Source organism: Paenibacillus sp. J31P190, assembly GCF_059692075.1.
The window spans coordinates 592627-610340 of sequence record NZ_JCAUAS010000003.1; the positions used below are offsets into that span (position 1 = coordinate 592627).

The following is a 17714-nucleotide window of genomic DNA, read 5'->3' on the forward strand; positions in this document are numbered from 1 at the left end:
TGCTGATTTATGTCACTATATGCTTATGCTTTTTCAGATTAAGCATGCAATTTATACGTATAGGTGGTTAAGTTAATCATGACAGTAGAAGGCGCTCCATATCGCATTTTGTTGTATTATAAATTTGTTACTGTAATAGATCACGAAGCGTTGGCACAGGAACATTTGGCTTATTGCAAAAAGCTAGGAATTAAAGGCCGTATCCTTATCGCTCCCGAAGGCATTAACGGGACGCTTTCCGGAACGGTTGAACAAACCGATGCTTACATGGCCATGATGCGTCAAATGCCACTGTTCAAAGACATGATCTACAAGATAGATGAAAGTGAACAGCATGCTTTCAAAAAGTTATTTGTTCGTCCTAAAAAGGAACTCGTCACTTTCCGGCTTGAAGAAGATGTGAATCCGAACGAACTAACCGGCACACATCTGAAGCCAAAGGAATTCTACGAGAAGCTCCAGCACGAAGATGTCATCGTTCTTGATGGACGCAACCATTACGAGTACGATATCGGACATTTCCGAGGTGCTATTCGTCCAGAGGTTGAGACTACGAAGGAATTCCCGGAATGGATTCGCAATAATCTCCAGGAATATAAGGACAAACCCATTCTCACTTATTGTACCGGCGGTATCCGCTGTGAGAAGCTGTCAGGTTTCCTTTTACAGGAAGGCTTCAAAGAGGTTTATCAGCTGGATGGCGGTATTGTGAGCTACGGGAAAGATGAAGATGTTCAAGGCCGCTTATTCGATGGCAAATGCTACGTCTTCGACGAGCGGATTTCAGTCCCCATCAATCGGACAGACGAAGATATCGTCGTAGGCAAATGCTACCACTGCGGAACAGCAGAAGATCGCTACATCAACTGTGCGAACGATGCTTGCCACTTGAAGCATATCTGCTGTGAAGCCTGTGAAGAGAAGCACAATAGCTTCTGTTCTAAGGAATGCGAAGAGAAAACGATGAGTACGCTTGAGGCTTAAGCATTAAGCTTGCAAAGTTACAGCGACCTACCAGGGGGAGAAGCAGCTTTTGCAGAACGTGAGTACGCTATTTTGCCGAAAACGCCTAAATTCGAATACAGGAAGAACGTCGATTCGCTATTTTGTTGTTATGTTCCGGAATTGGGACAGATAAGAGCCTTTGGGAGCTTCTATTTGCGAAGAAAGTGGCTAATGGAGCGGAATAAGAGCCTTTAGAGGCTCTTATTTGTCGTTGATATGGTGAAAAGCTAGCTACTCAGAGAAATAAGAGCCCTTGGGAGCTTCTATTTGCGAAGAAAGTAGGTAATCAACAAAAGCCCTATAAGAAAACCTCTATCGAGGCCTTTTCGTGATGAGCGACAGCGTTATGTGGTCAAAAAAAAGGTCCTTTACAAGTCAAATGACTTGAGAGGACCCTTTTTTATGTACTTAAGCTAATTGTTCCACGATACGATCGGTGAGCGGATACACAAGCTCCTCTTCTAAGGTGAAATGTTTGAGCAGTATTAAGCAAGCTGTCATTAGTTCCGATGCCATCAAATGTAAAAACTCCTCATCTATCGGCACTTTCATCGCATTCACACCGTCAACGAAAGCCTGCACCACTCTTTTCGCCAAGTCATGATCCTGCTCTAGTACAGTCATGGAACGAGAGACAGACAGCGCTGTTGTTGGTTGTAAATAAGATTGCAGAAGAGGAAATAATTCTTTTTCTTCCCATTCCGAATGCTGTTCCAGCTCTTCAACAAGGGAAAGAATCAGATCTTGAAGTTCAATCAGCTTACACATTCCTATTGAGCAATCCTCGAGGGAGTACAAGGAAGCAGCCATCGTTCGGATCTCGGAGAGCTGCTCGCGCATCTGCACATGCTCCTCCTTCAGACGCTCTACGAGCATTGGAAAATAGCCGGGATCCATCATGTACTCCCTATTCGTTCGAATGCTCAAACGGTCATTCATTAGACATCCTCCTTCGAGTTTTCGTTAGAAAACTTACTTCGTAAGCATAATAAAGCTAACCCATTCCGCATTATCATTGTATGCAGGATGGGTTAGCTAACATGCGCAGGAAATGTCTTAGAAACAAACCGTTATCGAATGCGGCTCTCCGTTAAATGAAACTGATTTACAAGCAGGAGCAGCGACTCCGTAATTGCGCCAACATCCCCCGTCGTTTGGCGCACGTGAAGCATATCCTGCAGAAGCTCTTGCACGGTACGCTCAACCTCCGCCGAGATTTGGCGATTCTCCATGCTTACCGCCGCTACCTTCTCCATCAGCGCCACCACTTCATCCACCACTTGTGTCTTCATGGTGTCGTGCGCGTTCGCGCTGCTGAGAATTTCAGACGCCGCCGCCACAATTTGCGTCCCCTCCAGAACAACCTTGGTACCTTCTTCCATCGAGATGAAGGCTTCATTCGCATGACGTTCAATATGCTCAATGGTGTCATTGATCTCCATTGTCGACTTCTTGGTCAAATCAGCCAGCTTGCGAATCTCTCCGGCTACAACAGCGAACCCCTTTCCGTGCTCGCCTACCCTCGCAGCTTCAATAGAAGCATTCAGGGAAAGCAGATTCGTCTGAGCGGAAATCTCTTCGATAACCTTGAGCAGCTTCGGGATTTCTTGCGTCGTTTGCAAAAAAGTTTGAATGGTACGATTCGTTTCCGCTACTTTCGCAGAAATATGATTCATCTTTTCGCCAATACGATCCACTTCATCCTGCGCCACAGCAATTTGACCCGAAGCCTTCTCTTCCAATTCGCGCAGTGTCCCGCTCATATTCTGCGTTACATCCTTCGCAACATCGATGTCCTTGAGCTGACCGCGCAGTGAACGAATCATATCATGAATCTTGGTGCTCATTCGTCCAGTTGATTGTTCTGTTGAACCCGTTGATTCATTCATTCGTTCCTGGCTTAGCTGAACTTCAGCCGCTGCTTGTTTCACCTGCAGCATAATACCCTCAAGGGAATCGATCATATTATTAATCCACTTCGCCAATTCCCGCGTCTCATCGCCAGCGAACTCCTGCACTTGTAGGCGCTGTGTCAAATCTCCGCTGCCCTCTGCGTTAATGCGGATGAACTTATTCATTTGCGCGAGCTGCCTTACAATCGGCCTGCTGCCTTTTTGCCTTATAATGCTTGCGCCTATTCCCCCATATACAAGACTTACAGCAGCCATAATTACGGATCCCCAGCTACTAGAAACTTGTCCATTCAGCAACCAAAAGCCCCCTGCAGAGAGTAATATAAATCCTACAATGAACCGCAGCTGCAGCTTGAGCAATTTCCAGTCGATACTGCGAATCCGGTATACCTCCTCTAGATCGCCTTCACACATCATCCCCCAAACATCAGGGCAGTGCGGAAGCTGGAAGGTAACACCTTTGCCAATGACAGAAATATGCCGATAATCGGAATAACCTGGAAACTCTACGAATAAATTATGTCCCTTCGCAATCGTTCCCGCAACCCCCGGATGAAGATGTCCCGTTGCCGGATCCGTAAAAATGAGCTCAAGCTCCGTATGCTCCTTTACACCGACAATGCCGTAATCTGTTCGCACGCCATCTTTTAAATTGTCACCGTGGGTAAAGGTTAGATCCTCAAAACGACTTCGAGATAACGCTGTGCCTGGGGCAATCTGTTTATTCAACACAGGCTTCGCCATAAATAAATAATTATCTCCGGAGTCCGGATATACATGTCCTGATTCACGCTGGATCAGATCGCCGAGCACATCGTTCGGGACACGTCCGCAAATGGCCCCTTTCCATATTCCGTTAACCATTATAGGAGTAATAAATGCGAGTGTCATAGCATCGTGAAACGGCGAAGTACTTGGGCCAAGCTTTAATGTAAGAGGATCAGAATAAGGTCCGAATAAGCATTTCTTGCCTTTACGTGCTTCCTCTAGCCCTTTTGTAAGATCACTTCCTGAACCATAAGACTTCCCAACATGAGTGGGGGACGTGGAGTATATCACTTCTGCCTTTTCATTTACTATGAAAATCTCCGAAAAATCGGCCCCGCTCTTTGACGCGGCTACCATCAACCGTTGAACCATCAAATCATCCTGTGTAAAGCCTGTAGGTCCAGTTTCAGAATCAGAGAGCTGCTCGAGCAGTCGATCCAAATTGGACCAATAGGCCTCTACCCAGCTTCGTAAAATCTCAATTCTCGTATGCGCAATCCCTTCGAAAATATGTTCCACATCTTCCTTGAGGTGACGATTCAGACGATACGACCACCACAAAGGCAGACCTTTTCGAAATCCAAGCCAATCAAACATACCCCAACCCCCTATATTCACATTTCGCGTGTGACTTTATTGTGACTTTATATAACATCTACTTATTCGACATTCTATAGCTGATTTCGACGTAAATCAAGATAAAAACAGAAAATTCTTGAAACTTTCTAACAATTGATCTATTTACGCATTTCTTGTCAGTTAATTTATGTGTCATGTATATTGACATAATTTTCTGATAAATTTACAATGTAAGAAAAACGAATAATTCTTCATCAAACCGCGTCATATTTTCTAACACATAATAAGAACTTAGATCAGAAAGGAGGCCTGGTTTCTGCTTCGGGCCCTTATCCTAACGTAGCTTCCACTCGAAGTATAGCTAAGAAACCAGGAGCTGCGATGTCCAAACCTGAGAATCTGGTCACCACCCCCTATGATCCCCGTCCTTTTTTTGATGAGATGTTTGTGAATTCATACTCGGTAAGATCACATTATCAAAATGTATTCCTTCAGTTCATGTCCATGAAGGCGGGGAATTTGAGCAAGCGCCAAACGGCCACCATGAAACGCATGATGGAAGAAGGGATTACGTTTACACTCTACAGCCCGGATCAAGCAGAAGCATTGGAAAGAACCATCCCTTTCGATCCGATCCCACGAATTATTCCTCGGGATGAATGGCTCAAGCTAGAACGAGGGCTTCAGCAGCGCGTTAAGGCGCTTAATCTATTTCTCAAGGATATTTATCATGACCAATGCATCTTAAAGGATGGTATTATCCCTAGGAAAATGGTTCTTTCCAACTGCTATTTCAGACCTGAAATGATGCGTCTATCCATCCCGAATGATGTGTACGTAACCGTATCAGGTATCGATTTAATTCGCGACGAGCATGGAGAATATTTCGTTCTGGAGGATAATCTGAGATCACCTTCAGGCTTCTCCTATTTGTACAAAAGCCGTTCCATCATGACGCACTTATTCCCTGAGCTCGTTTTTAGCCATTCGATCCAAGATATTGAGCATAGCTTAAATGTGTTTCTATCCGCTTTACGCAGGCTAAGCCCTTCGGGCAAATCCGATCCTGTCATTGGCTTACTCACCCCAGGTTGCTACAATTCAGCCTACTTCGAACATACGTTCCTTGCGCAGCAAATGGGCATACAGCTTGTAGAAGGACACGATCTCGTCGTCATTGATCATAAGGTATATATTCGCGGGATCAAGGGACTCCGCCAAATCGATGTCTTATATCGCAGAATCGACGACGATTTCTTGGATCCGCTCGCTTTTGATCCGAACTCGATGTTAGGTGTCGCGGGGATCATGAATGCCTATCGTGCAGGTAATATTAACATCGTGAATGCCCCTGGAACTGGCGTGGCCGACGACAAAGCCATTTATGCCTATGTTCCAGACATGATTCGTTACTATTTGAATGAAGAACCTATCCTGAATAATGTGCCTACTTATATCCTTTCTAGACCGGAAGAACGCGATCACGTACTGCAGCATCTAGATGAAATGGTCGTCAAAGAGACATCGCTCTCCGGTGGTTACGGCATGCTCATTGGACCTTCGTCCTCTGAGAGTGAGTTGGCTGATTTCCGGCTTAAAATTATAGCGAATCCAGATCGTTATATCGCTCAACCAACGATCCAACTTTCCAGAGCTCCTGTCATGATGGACGGCCAAATGGCTGCGCGGCATATCGATCTTCGGGCATTCGTCATCGCTGGCGAGAGCATTCAGGTTATACCTGGCGGACTTACGCGGGTAGCGCTTAAAGAAGGTTCACTCGTCGTGAACTCCTCGCAAGGCGGGGGATGTAAAGACACTTGGGTCACTCATTCATAGAGAAACAAATATTGATTGGAGGCAAGCGTTCATGGTGATGATGGGACGTACAGCGGAAGCTTTATTCTGGATCGGAAGGTATACGGAAAGAACGGAGAATCACGCGAGGCTAATCGACGTGTATTATCATATTCGCGAGGAGAAGGAGACTAGCAGCGATCAATCGTGGAGCCGATTAATTGATACGATTGGCGATCGTGCCGCATTTACGGAGCAGTACGGGAGCTTCACCGAGCAGCATGTCCTCCAGTATATTACTCTCGATAAAAATAATTCGAATTCTTTGCTCGCTTGTACCAACCATGCCCGCTCCAATCTTCGTAATATTCGCGAGAAAATGCCCGCAGAGCTGTGGGATATTATGAATGGCCTATATTTGTGGCTAAAAGAAAAAGAAGTTCGGGATATCACAAACGATTCGCCTCATTTGTTCTATCGTTTCATTCGTGACACCTTGTCTATGTTTCAAGGGGCGGCCACATCCGTCATGCCGCGTCAAAATGAATGGCACTTCGTGGAAGCCGGAAGATATTTGGAGCGTGCCGAGAACTTGCTGCGCTTACTCCAGTCGTTATGTCATGATTATGCTAGGGAAGAGCTCTCTTCTTACCCGCTTATGCTATCCGTATTGAAGTCGGTTAGCGGTTATGAGTCGTATCGCAGGGAGCATGCAGATACAGTTAATCTAAGCAGCATAATTAAATTTCTGATGCTCCATGAAACATTTCCACGCTCGGTTAGCTTCTCTTTCCAATCCTTGGAGCGTTCCTTGCAGGGCATTCAAATGGAGGACCCCGATTTAAACCTTGCTATACTTAGGCTGGCTAAGCTCGCAGGAAAAGTAAAGGCTAACCTTGCTTGCATGGACGAAGATGATATTTTATCCGGCAAATTGGAAATGACGTTAAGTGCACTTCGGGAATCCTGTAACGTGATGGGCTTAAGGATGTCAAAAGTCTTTTTTCCCTCCCGGGAAGAGGTCATCGCATGAAAAAGCTGGAGATTACGCATATCACACGCTATTCCTACACCGATACAGCGCAGGACAGTGTCAATGAAGTTCGTTTAACGCCTCTCACTGACAATCGTCAAGCCTGTTATCACCATGCCATCACCACGGAGCCTGCTTCAGCTTTCTTTACGTACTCGGATTTTTTTCATAATCGCGTACATGCTTTTACCGTCAATAAACTTCATCGCGAGCTAACGATTAAAATGGTGTCCACTGTCGTCACGAACGACAACGATAACATCCCGTCAGGCGTCGCATCTCCCTTAGAGGAGAAAGCGATGAGATTTAGCGATGACTTTCAAAATCAGCATGCGGAATATTTACTGCCTACCAGTTATACGGGTTTGACCCCTGAACTTAAAGCTTACTCAGATGCCATTTCCGATCAAGATATTAGCCTATACGAATTACTGCATACGATCTACACAACGATTCATCGCGACTTCACCTACGACCCCTCAGCCACTTCCGTGCAGACCACCGTTGGAGAAATGCTTCAATTTAAGCGTGGTGTTTGCCAGGACTACTCTCATTTCATGATTGCCATTTGCCGAGATAAAGGGATTCCTGCTAGGTACGTTAGCGGTTATCACTTTGTTGGCGATCTACAAGGAGGCAGCACGGAATTCACCCAAGCCTCACACGCATGGGTGGAGTGCCTGATTCCGGGAACGGGTTGGTTCGGCTACGACCCTACGAACAACTGCGAGGTCAATTGGCGCTATATTAAGCTCGGACACGGCCGCGATTACAACGATATCGTTCCCGTCAAAGGCGTCTATCGCGGTGCCGGTCAGCAAGATTTGGAAGTCATTGTTGATGTAAAGCTGATTGAGTAGTTCCTTCCATGCGCGATTCATAGCTGCTGCCCCGCTTCACTCCCCCTCTTTTTATCCCCTTTTGGCACGAGCCATGTATTTAGTGTAGAATGGTGTGAAGCTACACTAAACTGCTAAGAGGTGTTTGAATGGCTATAAGTTTCACTTTATCTATCATAAATCGCTTAAAAAAAGAAATTACTGAAACTCAACAAAGAAGTATCGACGAACAGAAAAAAAAGGAAAAAGCACTTTCAAAAATAAATCAATTACAAAGGGATATAAAAATAAGTACTTCACCCAGTGATTTAAGCAGCAAGATGTCTCGACTCAGTAAATTAAAGGATGAGATTAATAAAATCAACCTTTTACAAGTTGAATTATCCAAACAGTTGGCTATTAAAAATGCGGCGCTTAAAGAGCAAATCTCCAAAGACCAACAACAACAACAACAACAACAGGAGAACAAAAACTAGATTCTTATATGTATAAAGGGCTTAAACGTGTTCAATGAAACATGTGTAAGCCCTTTTTTTGACGTCCACTTTCATTCATTAATCAGATAATTGCCTAAAATGTTTGAAGTAAATAAAAGGAATTCAAGTTTATATGTGGAATTGTTTATACAACATACATGATCGAAGTCTAATGAAATAAAGAGGAGGCTTTCAGATGAAATCGACGGGAATAGTGAGAAAAGTAGACGAGTTAGGCCGGATTGTTTTGCCGATTGAGCTGCGACGAACACTTCATATCGATATCGGTGACGCGATCGAGGTCTATGTCGATCCGGAGCGCATTACACTCAAGAAGTATATGCCAGCCTGCGTATTCTGCGGTAATTTCGAGAATATGACCTATTTCAAAGGCAAGCTGGTCTGCAGCTCCTGCGTAGAAGAAATTGTTTAGATCATGATTCCGGCTAAAATAGGATACAACAAAGGCGTATAACACTCATCCCGAGGGCTATACGCCTTATATTTTTATTTAGAGCTAAACCAAGAAAGTCCAATGGATATTAGAATGCCTGCTATCGCGATCCAAAATAAGTAGGAACGAAGCACACGTCCCAAGCTCTTATCTTGTCGGTCCAATACGGCTTTCTTGCGAGAGCCGCTTTCTTGCGTCTCCCCATCTAACTCATCTGTCACTTGTGTGCGCCAATTCACGAATTGAAAGCCAATTCCGCTAACCACAATGGAAATCATGAGTAAAATCAAAGAACCCATAAACAGTTTGTCCGATATGGACTGCATCATGCATCTAACTCCTCTGTCTTCACCTATATAGTTCTTCTATTATACTTCAAAACAGACTTCGAATACACACAAAAGCCCCAATCGAGTGAGAGTCGATTGAGGCTCGTTTTTACAATTATGGCTTAAAGTGTTTTATCGCCTGGCTTCCAGTTCGCTGGACAAAGCCCACCAGCCTGTAGTGCTTGCAGCACACGCAGCGTCTCATCTACAGAGCGCCCAACATTCATATCCGTGACCACTTGGTAGCGCAGTACGCCTTCCGGATCAATGATGAATAATCCGCGATGTGCGGCGCCGCTTTCATCGTCTAACACGCCATATGCGCGCGCTGTTTCTTTGGAGAAGTCACTGACCAACGGGAACTTCACAGGACCGATGCCGTTTTGGTCGCGCGGCGTTTGAGTCCAAGCTCTGTGTGTATACACACTGTCGACAGAAGCTCCAACGATTTCACAATCCAATTCAAGGAACTGCTCGTAATTGTCACTGAAAGCTGTAATTTCGGTTGGACACACGAACGTAAAGTCGAATGGCCAGAAGAAGAAAACAAGCCATTTTCCTCTATAATCTTCAAGCGCTATTTTCTCTTCTAAGGTTTCCATATTCTTCGTTGAAAGCAATGAAAATGAAGGCGCAGGAAGCCCTATTTTAGCAAAAGATTGTGAGGGTTGTACGGTTAATTGTGTCATGGTTAGCTCTCCTCTATCTATTTATATGGTATGTTATTAGCTTGCGATTTCGGCCAAAGCTTTTTTGAGTTTAGTAACGTTGAGACCCAGAATTTTGTGCTCACCAATGACAGTCACTGGCAAGGACATCAAGCCTAAATCATGAAGTTCTTGTCCGAATTGATCGTTCAGATCAATGTTTCTTTCTTCGTAGGAGACATTTTGTTCCGTTAAATACTTTTTCAACTGTTGGCAATAAGGGCAATTTGTACTGGAATAAACAATGACATTAGACATCGGAATTCATCTCCTTGTGGGGTATAAGATTATTTGTACTGCGGGATCAGTTGAGCCCGTTTATTAATAAATTTATCAACCGCCATGGCCGCGATAGCTCCATCAGCAGCTGCAACAACCGCTTGCTTCACCGGTGTGCGTCTGACTTCTCCGGCCCCGAATACACCTGCAATAGATGATTGCATCGAGCTATCCAGAATCATAAAACCATCCGCGTCCAGCGGAACCTGATCCTGTAAGAAATCTGTGCCAGGCTTACTGCCGGATAGGAAGACGAACACACCATCCACTTGGAGTACTTCCTCTGCACCAGAACTCGTGCGTATTCTAATTCCCTCTACGTGCTTGTCTCCAAGCACTTCAAGCGGTTTGGCTTTGTAGAGAAAGTCAGTGCCCGGCAATTCTGGAACGTGATGAACGCCTTGCAGTTCAGGTCGTGGAACTATGAAGTGAATTTTTTCCGTAAATTTACTTAACGCTTGTGCTTCTTCTAAGGCTTCCTCTGAATCACCAATGACAGCGACTGTTTTGCCATCGAAAAAGGCTCCATCACACGTTGCACATGTACTAACGCCACGCCCTAACAAATTTTCTTCCCCGGGCAGCATTCGGTTGCGTCCTTTGGAACCCGTCGCGATAACGATCGACTTGCCTTCATAGATACCGTCAGCCGTAAATACATACTTCGTATCGCCTTCCACATCTACAGCTGTAATTGTTGTTTGGATGAACTCCGCCCCAAAGCCTTTGGCTTGCTCCCGCATCGTATCAAGCAAATCTTTACCTGACAGCTCCCCAATTACACCCGGGTAATTCGCAATTTTGTGAGTAATAGCCAAAGCTCCTGTATTCGGTGCCTTGTCAATCACGAGTGTCTTCAGATTTCCTCTTGCTGTATAGATAGCAGCTGAGGCTCCCGCCGGTCCAGCTCCAATTATAATGACATCATACATCGCTGTGCACTCCTTTCAACCCATAGTGACTGCTTTCCAATGAGAATCCATATCAGATAATAATTATTATAAATAAATAATAATAAAAGTCAATCCTTTTTAATAATTATTATAAATAAGAAAAAGAACAGTACAACGACAAGAAAATAGCCCCATTAGCGACAAGAAAATCCCGACATCATAAAAAAGATTAATATTCACGACATGAAAATCCCAGAAATCAAGGAGATTCGAATTTTCACGACAAGAAAATCCCCAGAAATCAAGGAGATTCAAATTTTCACGACATAAAAATCACTTTAATAAAAGAAATGCATGTATATCTGGTGCTATATGTTGGTAATAAATATATCCAGAATCTCATTTAAGGAGGATATTTATATGGGCACTATTATTTGGCGCGAGGAATGGAAAAGGCCTTACGAATCAATTTGGTCGGTAATTGAGAATATAAAAATTTCCAACTCAATCAATGGTAGTGATCTGATGCACTACTTAAACGAAAAGGTTTTGGTGCAACAATTAAAATTGATCAAAGATATCCGCGATTTCGTTGTTTGATTATGCTGTCAAACCAAACAATTTGTTGATTAATTCAACTAAGGAAAGGACAGACGAATGAACGCATTCGACCTGCCCTTTCCTTAGCATATGCATGACTTCGATTCCCGCAATTGTATATTCTGCAGTTTCAAACGACTTGAATCCCAGCATTGGTTTTATGATTTTCTTTATAAACCGATGATCTTGTTCAATAATATTGTTAAGATATTTCTTTTGCCGTAGTAATGTTTCTTGTTTCATAGCCTTCTCGTCCTTTAATTGCTGAACTGCAATAGGGTAAGCTGGGTTTTTATCGACAGTGATCACACGAGGCGATTGATTGTGTGTTGAAGTCAATGCTTTCTTGAAAAATCGTTTGGCAGCGAGAGCGTCTCGATTTTCAGACAACATGAAATCAATCGTGTTTCCTTTTGAATCTACTGCTCTGTAAAGATATTTCCACTGCCCTTTGACTTTAATATAGGTTTCATCAGTTCGGAAGGAATCATTTGTCGACTTTAAATAGGGACGTATTCGCTTGTCTAATTCTGGCCCAAACTCATGAACCCATCGCATGATGGTTGTATGAGCCATCCCAAGACCTCGTTCTTCCATCATCTCCACTAGATCACGATAACTTAGGCTATATTTCAAATACCATCTTACTGTTAGCAAGATAACTTGAGATTCATACTGCTTCCACTTAAACAAATCTAATTCTGTTTCCAACGTAATTGCCCCATCCCATGAATTCATTTCAATAATGCTATCATGGATTAGAACTTTGCACCAGAACCGTAGAACCCTTGACCTCATCGCTACCAGCAATGCGCTCCCCCAGCTGAGTTAAGCCTTCTCTATTCCACTAAACTGCCCGTTAGTTGAGAAAACGGCAGCCAATATGCAGGCTGCCGTTTCTTTGTATTTATTGAGCTATCCATCTGCGTGCTCATAGATACGTATTTAATAACTAAGCAACAAAGCCCGCTGATGCTCAGCGGGCTTTAACTATTTTACGGGGCTTGTAATTAGCGGGCTTAAACGTCTTCGCGATCTTGGGGACATCGTCATTGATCATGCGCCTAAGAAGGTTTAGCTGCTTGGAGTATTTTTTGTTGAAGCCGTCCTTTGATTTGTTGTCGAAAAACTCATCGGGAGGCTCCTCCGGCGTGTAATAGGCGAATAGGCGCCCGTTCCCCGCGTAGAGGACGATGGAGGGCGAGTCTTCATAGCCTTTGTCGCGCCATTGCTTTCGGGTCATACGGTACATACTTACGGTGAAAATGTCTGTATACACTTTGCCGCGATACTTGAACAGAAATTGCACGCCGTATGCCTCATCGCCAGATCGGCCCGATCTTTTGATAACCAAATATGGTTTCCACCAATCAGGGATACGCATGCTGAATCCATACTTGGGATCGTAATATTTGATAACCGTTGCCCCCTTTTACAACTATTCATAGCTATAGAATATTCGGAGCAACTTAAGACGGTGTCAGTAAAAACGGATCTGCAAAGGAGATGCTCATGCCCAATCGCGATACGATCGGCGGGCACGCGAAAGCCGGCGGATTCGACCGTCAGACGCGGCGGCATACAGGATTCAAACGATAAATCGCTCTTTCTTGACTTGCTCAAACAATCCGATAGAGTGGTTTTATTTTGATAAAAAAACGAGTGCGATCAGTTGAAAGTGGTGCAAATATTGATTGGCGGGAATATATGGAAGGCTTCCCCGAAGTGATTCAACGATCCTCCCTTTAGCTTAATGAAAACGGCAGCCGATTGTTTGGTCGGCTGCCGCGATATCCTTTTCAACTAACGTTTTCCGTTAGTTTAGCTATTTTAAACTTGCGACTAAGGCAGTGTGACCAGTCAGTTGTAGGAGTCCAAGTACTCCTATTTATTACCGAAGGAGATTGGTTTTCGCCAGTTCGATGACTTCGTTGCCTTGCCCGTTCAAAACGGCTTTCAGCATCCACATCGTAAATCCGCGAGCCTGCTCGAGGTTGATTTTCGGCGGCATCGCCAGCTCCTGACGATTGACGACGACGTCCAGCACTACCGGACCGCTGTGTTCGAGGGCTCGGCGAACGGCGCTTTTCAAGTCATTCGGATCCTCGACGCGAATTCCTTCGATTCCCATGGCTTGAGCAAGTGCCGCAAAGTTTGGATTGTCGAGTTCCGTTCCGAATTCTAAAAAGCCAGCTGCTTTCATTTCCAATTCCACGAATCCAAGCGCGCCATTATTAAAGACAACGATCTTGATCGGGAGCTTATGCTGACGAAGGGTCAATAGATCTCCGAGCAGCATAGTGAGTCCCCCGTCCCCAGACAGCGATATGACCTGGCGTCCCGGTTGCGCAACCTGAGCCCCAATCGCCTGGGGCATGGCGTTCGCCATTGTCCCGTGGTTAAACGAGCCAAGTAGCCTTCTTTTTCCATTCATGCTCAAGTATCGGGCAGCCCACACAGTCGGCGTACCAACATCGCAAGTCAAAATGGCATCCTCATCTGCGAGATCACTGATTACCTTCATGAGGAATTGCGGATGAATAGGAGCTCGACCAGGAGCTGCAAGGTTGTCCAGTTCCTCGCGGACTTTGGCATAATGTGCTGCAAAGTGCTGCAGGTGATCAGGGGAGTGCGGTTCCATTAAAAAGGGTAACAGCATGTCGACCGTCGTCTTTACGTCTCCGCACACCCCGTATGCGAGCGGCGTTCGCCGGCCTAGTCGGGAGGAATCCAAATCAACCTGAAGGATGGTCGCTTCTTGCGGATAAAATTGCCGGTATGGAAAATCGGTACCCAGCATGAGTAGGACATCGCATTCCATCATGGCGTGGTATCCTGATGAATATCCGATGAGACCGGTTAATCCGACGGAATACGGGTTGTCATATTCAAGATATTCTTTTCCTCGCAGCGCTATGACCATCGGGGATTGCAGTTTCTCGCATAGCTTCATGAGCGAAGCATGAGCTCCCGAGCAGCCAGCACCGCACAGCAAGGTGATCCTCTTGCCTTTGTCTAAGTAGTCGGCAAGCGTCTTCAATTCGTCTGTAGAAGGGCAGACAATTGGCCGGGTGGAATGGATGACGCGTTCTGGAACCGGGCTTTCGTCGTATTCGAAAGCGGCTACATCACCAGGAAGAACTAAGACAGACACTCCAGACCTTGCCGTCGCGGTTTGCATCGCCATCGTAACCGCTCGAGGTATTTGCCTCGGTCCGGTTACGACTTCACAAAAGAAGCTGCATTCCTGAAACAACATGTCCGGACGAGTCTCTTGAAAAAAGCCGCTGCCAATTTCACTGCTCGGAATATGAGCGGCAATCGCAAGCACTGGCACCCTGTTTCGATGGCAATCGTACAATCCGTTAATGAGATGTAAATTACCAGGTCCGCTGCTACCCGCACAAATGGCGATTCCTCCGCTGAGGGTGGCATCCGCGCCAGCCGCGAAAGCTGCAACCTCTTCGTGGCGGACATGGATCCATTCTATTTTTCCGGAACGACGGATCGCATCGAGCAAGGCATTAAGCGAATCGCCGATAATGCCGTAAATTCGCTTAACGCCGGCGTTCAGAAGGGATTCCACGATGGAATCAGCTATCGTTCTTTTCAAGGGAATCTCTCCTTATTGTTTTTATTATTTTGCCATAATATGAGCAGTATATTCTTGATTTCACTATGATCGAGTTTGTTGGGCTTTAATATTAAATTAAGTAGTCACATTTCGGTAATTTCATTCCTTATTATAGATATGCTGCCCGATAACGAAATAACGGCTGCTACGCGGCAGCCGTTACTTCGTTATCGGTACTTTATCTAACTTTAACCTATTCGATCCGCTTCGGTTTTCCATAAACCTAATATTTTGTTCAGACGCGAAGTGAGGTCTTGGACGGATGGAAGAAATCCAACCCTTTTGCTCCACACTCGGCTGAGTTAAATAAATCACCACAGGATGCATAGCAACAACCAGATCTGCGATTCCTCTGATATGTTACTTCACTAAAGTGCCCGTTAGTTCAACAAGCTGCCGTGTAATGCCGGCAGCTCTATTTCTTCATAAATAAGAATGCAATCCGTATATAAAACAACGTCATTCATTTTTAATGCTCTTGTAATAATAATTGCATCTAAATGGAAAAAATAAGCATTAAAATGGATGCTTTGATTTATCAAGGATAATAATTTACAAGAAGGTGAATGCGTTGGAGAAATTGAAAGAGAACTTAGAACAGAAAATACTGCTGTGATCGTTGTGGACGTGCAAAATGATTACTGTCATCCTGAAGGAGTGATAGCCAAAACCGGAATTGATGTTAGCTCTGTAAAGAAAATGATTCCTAATTTGCTCGGCCTGTTAGAATCAGCACGAGTACATACAATTCCCGTTATTTTTCTACAGACAAATCATGAGAAAGCAACCGATTCGGAAGTTTGGCTTTCTCGATTTAAGGATGGCATAAACCCTATTTGCCATACGAGTAGCTGGGGAGCAGAATTTTTCGAGGTTGCTCCATTATCTAGTGAAATTGTTGTAAAGAAACATAGGTATAGCGGTTTTATTCACACAAGGCTGGAATCTGTTTTGCAGACATTAAAGATCGAAACACTTATAATGACAGGTGTTAGTACAAACCTTTGTGTAGAATCAACCGCAAGAGACGGTTTTATGTTAGATTATCGTATTGTGTTCATGAAAGATGCCTGTGCTGCTTTTTCTCAAGAAGAACACGATATGACCTTAAAAACCGTTGACACATATTTTGGAATGGTGGCTGATACAAAGGACGTAATTTCCTTCTGGCAGCAACAAGCAAACAAATCCTCTCAACTTGTAACCTACAAAGACTAAGACTAAATTAGAATCAACTTTAATGTATCTGATGTTTTTGATGTGTACGGAAAAGGCAGTATATCTCTTATTTGGCCTACTGCCTTTAGGTCATTATTATGTTAAAGTTCCTCGTTAGCGGAATGAACTAACGTAACACAGTTTAAAGGTTTGGGAATGCTTGATAGACTTCAGCGTCGCAAGAAATACGTCGAGCCCCTTGCGGCGGGATCTTCCCCTGCAGCCTCGAGCACCGTATTCTTATACCGGTTGCTGTCACAGTTCCTCTGAAGTATTATTGGGGTCTTCATGCCGCTCATCGCCCCCGCATCTCGTTGACCAGCTGTTGCATCGCCTTTTTCATGTCCTCCGGCGGCTGCTTCACCCGTTCCCCGTGACCAGGAAGCACCCATTCGAAAGTTTCAGCAGCAAGTCGTTCCATAGAAAGCCCCTGCTCTTCCCAGGAATACCAGCAATAATCCTCGAACGCCTCCAGCACCCCTCGGTGCCGGTCCCATGCCAAATGGTCACCCGTGAACAGAAACCGTTCCCGATACAGCAGCACCATCGAGCCACGTGTGTGGCCCGGAACGACGACGATTTTCATCTCGTTATCCAACTGTACATCCTCGAAGCCCTCGATCACATGTTCCGCGTCGGGTTGAGCCTCCCTCTCGATCGCATGGATGATGCGCTTCGCGCCGAACCGCTCCGCATACAACTTCGCATCCGCCACATCGTCCCGGTGCGTGAGGAAGATTGTGTCGATGCCGCCCATTTCCTCGAACCTTCGAGCCAAGGACGGCACGAAGCGCGGCGCATCGATAAGCCAATTGCCGTTCGGCCGTATGATAAAATACGAGCTGCCGCCAAACGATTTGGGCGACGTATATCCGCAATAATGGGCACCGTCCTCCAGCAGCAACGGAAAGTCGGCCATTGCCTCGGCGATGTCGCTCTTCTCCTCGCTCACTATAGCCGCTGTCGGACAAGCGAGCAAGGCTTGCAGTGCCTGCTTCTGCTCGAGTCCCGTTTCAGGCTGGTGGGCAACGGTGGAGAATCCTTTAGCTTCGGTGAATATCCTCGGCGCGAGCTGGCGGCACGTATCGCAATCAATACAGGCGGATGTGACGTACAGCGGCCCGGGCACATTCGTATCCAATCGGTGATGCGAGCTCATGCGATCAGCCTCCATTTAGCTATCGTTATCC

The 17714-nt window shown here is 45.2% G+C and carries 18 protein-coding genes; 8 read left to right on the forward strand and 10 right to left on the reverse strand.

The window, feature by feature from the left end:
- The first annotated feature begins 78 nt into the window (after positions 1-78).
- Positions 79-984 carry an oxygen-dependent tRNA uridine(34) hydroxylase TrhO gene (gene trhO, locus AC58U0_RS09765; RefSeq protein ID WP_497378806.1) on the forward strand — a complete coding sequence of 302 codons (906 nt, stop codon included), beginning with the start codon at positions 79-81 and terminating at the stop codon, positions 982-984.
- Positions 985-1413: 429 nt separating this feature from the next.
- Here trhO and AC58U0_RS09770 read toward each other — a convergent pair whose 3' ends face one another.
- Both AC58U0_RS09770 and AC58U0_RS09775 read right to left on the reverse strand, forming a co-directional pair.
- Positions 1414-1944, reverse strand: coding sequence for a hemerythrin domain-containing protein (locus AC58U0_RS09770; RefSeq protein WP_057307139.1), 531 nt, complete (start codon positions 1942-1944; stop codon positions 1414-1416).
- A 131-nt stretch (positions 1945-2075) separates the two neighbouring features.
- Positions 2076-4283 (reverse strand): methyl-accepting chemotaxis protein, encoded by a 2208-nt coding sequence (locus AC58U0_RS09775; protein ID WP_497378807.1) that lies wholly within the window; start codon positions 4281-4283, stop codon positions 2076-2078.
- Between the two features lie 363 nt (positions 4284-4646).
- Between AC58U0_RS09775 and AC58U0_RS09780 the strand changes: the two genes are divergently transcribed.
- The 5 genes from AC58U0_RS09780 (at position 4647) to AC58U0_RS09800 (ending at position 8843) form a co-directional block, all read left to right on the forward strand.
- Positions 4647-6104: a circularly permuted type 2 ATP-grasp protein gene (locus AC58U0_RS09780; RefSeq protein ID WP_497378808.1), complete on the forward strand. Its 1458-nt coding sequence runs from the start codon at positions 4647-4649 to the stop codon at positions 6102-6104.
- A gap of 31 nt (positions 6105-6135) precedes the next feature.
- Entirely contained in the window at positions 6136-7095 is a 960-nt protein-coding gene (locus AC58U0_RS09785) for an alpha-E domain-containing protein (protein WP_497378809.1), read from the forward strand.
- The gene (locus AC58U0_RS09790; RefSeq protein ID WP_497378810.1) at positions 7092-7955 is read left to right on the forward strand and encodes a transglutaminase family protein; all 864 of its coding nucleotides are present in this window, start codon (positions 7092-7094) and stop codon (positions 7953-7955) included. The genes AC58U0_RS09785 and AC58U0_RS09790 overlap by 4 nt, the downstream gene beginning before the upstream one ends.
- Positions 7956-8083: 128 nt before the next feature.
- Complete coding sequence (locus AC58U0_RS09795) at positions 8084-8410, forward strand: hypothetical protein (protein ID WP_497378811.1); 327 nt, start codon at positions 8084-8086, stop codon at positions 8408-8410.
- Positions 8411-8606: 196 nt separating this feature from the next.
- Positions 8607-8843 (forward strand): AbrB/MazE/SpoVT family DNA-binding domain-containing protein, encoded by a 237-nt coding sequence (locus tag AC58U0_RS09800; protein ID WP_047677188.1) that lies wholly within the window; start codon positions 8607-8609, stop codon positions 8841-8843.
- 74 nt (positions 8844-8917) lie between these two features.
- On the opposite strand, the gene AC58U0_RS09805 is transcribed toward AC58U0_RS09800, so the two are convergent.
- The 4 genes from AC58U0_RS09805 to AC58U0_RS09820 form a co-directional block, all read right to left on the reverse strand.
- On the reverse strand, positions 8918-9193 hold the full coding sequence (locus AC58U0_RS09805; RefSeq protein ID WP_057307133.1) for a hypothetical protein: 276 nt from the start codon (positions 9191-9193) through the stop codon (positions 8918-8920).
- A 122-nt stretch (positions 9194-9315) separates the two neighbouring features.
- Positions 9316-9882, reverse strand: a complete 567-nt coding sequence (locus AC58U0_RS09810) for a peroxiredoxin (RefSeq protein ID WP_060647013.1) — start codon at positions 9880-9882, stop codon at positions 9316-9318.
- A 36-nt stretch (positions 9883-9918) separates the two neighbouring features.
- On the reverse strand, positions 9919-10158 hold the full coding sequence (locus AC58U0_RS09815; protein ID WP_029196850.1) for a glutaredoxin family protein: 240 nt from the start codon (positions 10156-10158) through the stop codon (positions 9919-9921).
- A gap of 29 nt (positions 10159-10187) precedes the next feature.
- A complete protein-coding gene (locus AC58U0_RS09820) occupies positions 10188-11111 on the reverse strand; it encodes an NAD(P)/FAD-dependent oxidoreductase (RefSeq protein ID WP_497378812.1) in 924 nt (307 codons plus the stop codon).
- A gap of 381 nt (positions 11112-11492) precedes the next feature.
- On the opposite strand from AC58U0_RS09820, the gene AC58U0_RS09825 reads away from it, so the two are divergent.
- Positions 11493-11672, forward strand: a complete 180-nt coding sequence (locus tag AC58U0_RS09825; RefSeq protein ID WP_497378813.1) for a hypothetical protein — start codon at positions 11493-11495, stop codon at positions 11670-11672.
- Here the strand turns inward: AC58U0_RS09825 and AC58U0_RS09830 are convergent, their stop codons facing one another.
- The 3 genes from AC58U0_RS09830 to poxB form a co-directional block, all read right to left on the reverse strand.
- Positions 11673-12383, reverse strand: a complete 711-nt coding sequence (locus tag AC58U0_RS09830) for an IS6 family transposase (RefSeq protein ID WP_497378814.1) — start codon at positions 12381-12383, stop codon at positions 11673-11675.
- A 265-nt stretch (positions 12384-12648) separates the two neighbouring features.
- Positions 12649-13026, reverse strand: a complete 378-nt coding sequence (locus AC58U0_RS09835) for a hypothetical protein (RefSeq protein WP_054024922.1) — start codon at positions 13024-13026, stop codon at positions 12649-12651.
- A gap of 537 nt (positions 13027-13563) precedes the next feature.
- Complete coding sequence (poxB, locus tag AC58U0_RS09840) at positions 13564-15285, reverse strand: ubiquinone-dependent pyruvate dehydrogenase (protein ID WP_497378815.1); 1722 nt, start codon at positions 15283-15285, stop codon at positions 13564-13566.
- A gap of 633 nt (positions 15286-15918) precedes the next feature.
- On the opposite strand from poxB, the gene AC58U0_RS09845 reads away from it, so the two are divergent.
- A complete protein-coding gene (locus AC58U0_RS09845; RefSeq protein WP_497378816.1) occupies positions 15919-16524 on the forward strand; it encodes a cysteine hydrolase family protein in 606 nt (201 codons plus the stop codon).
- A 295-nt stretch (positions 16525-16819) separates the two neighbouring features.
- On the opposite strand, the gene AC58U0_RS09850 is transcribed toward AC58U0_RS09845, so the two are convergent.
- Positions 16820-17683, reverse strand: coding sequence for an MBL fold metallo-hydrolase (locus AC58U0_RS09850; RefSeq protein WP_497378817.1), 864 nt, complete (start codon positions 17681-17683; stop codon positions 16820-16822).
- Positions 17684-17714 lie beyond the last annotated feature (31 nt).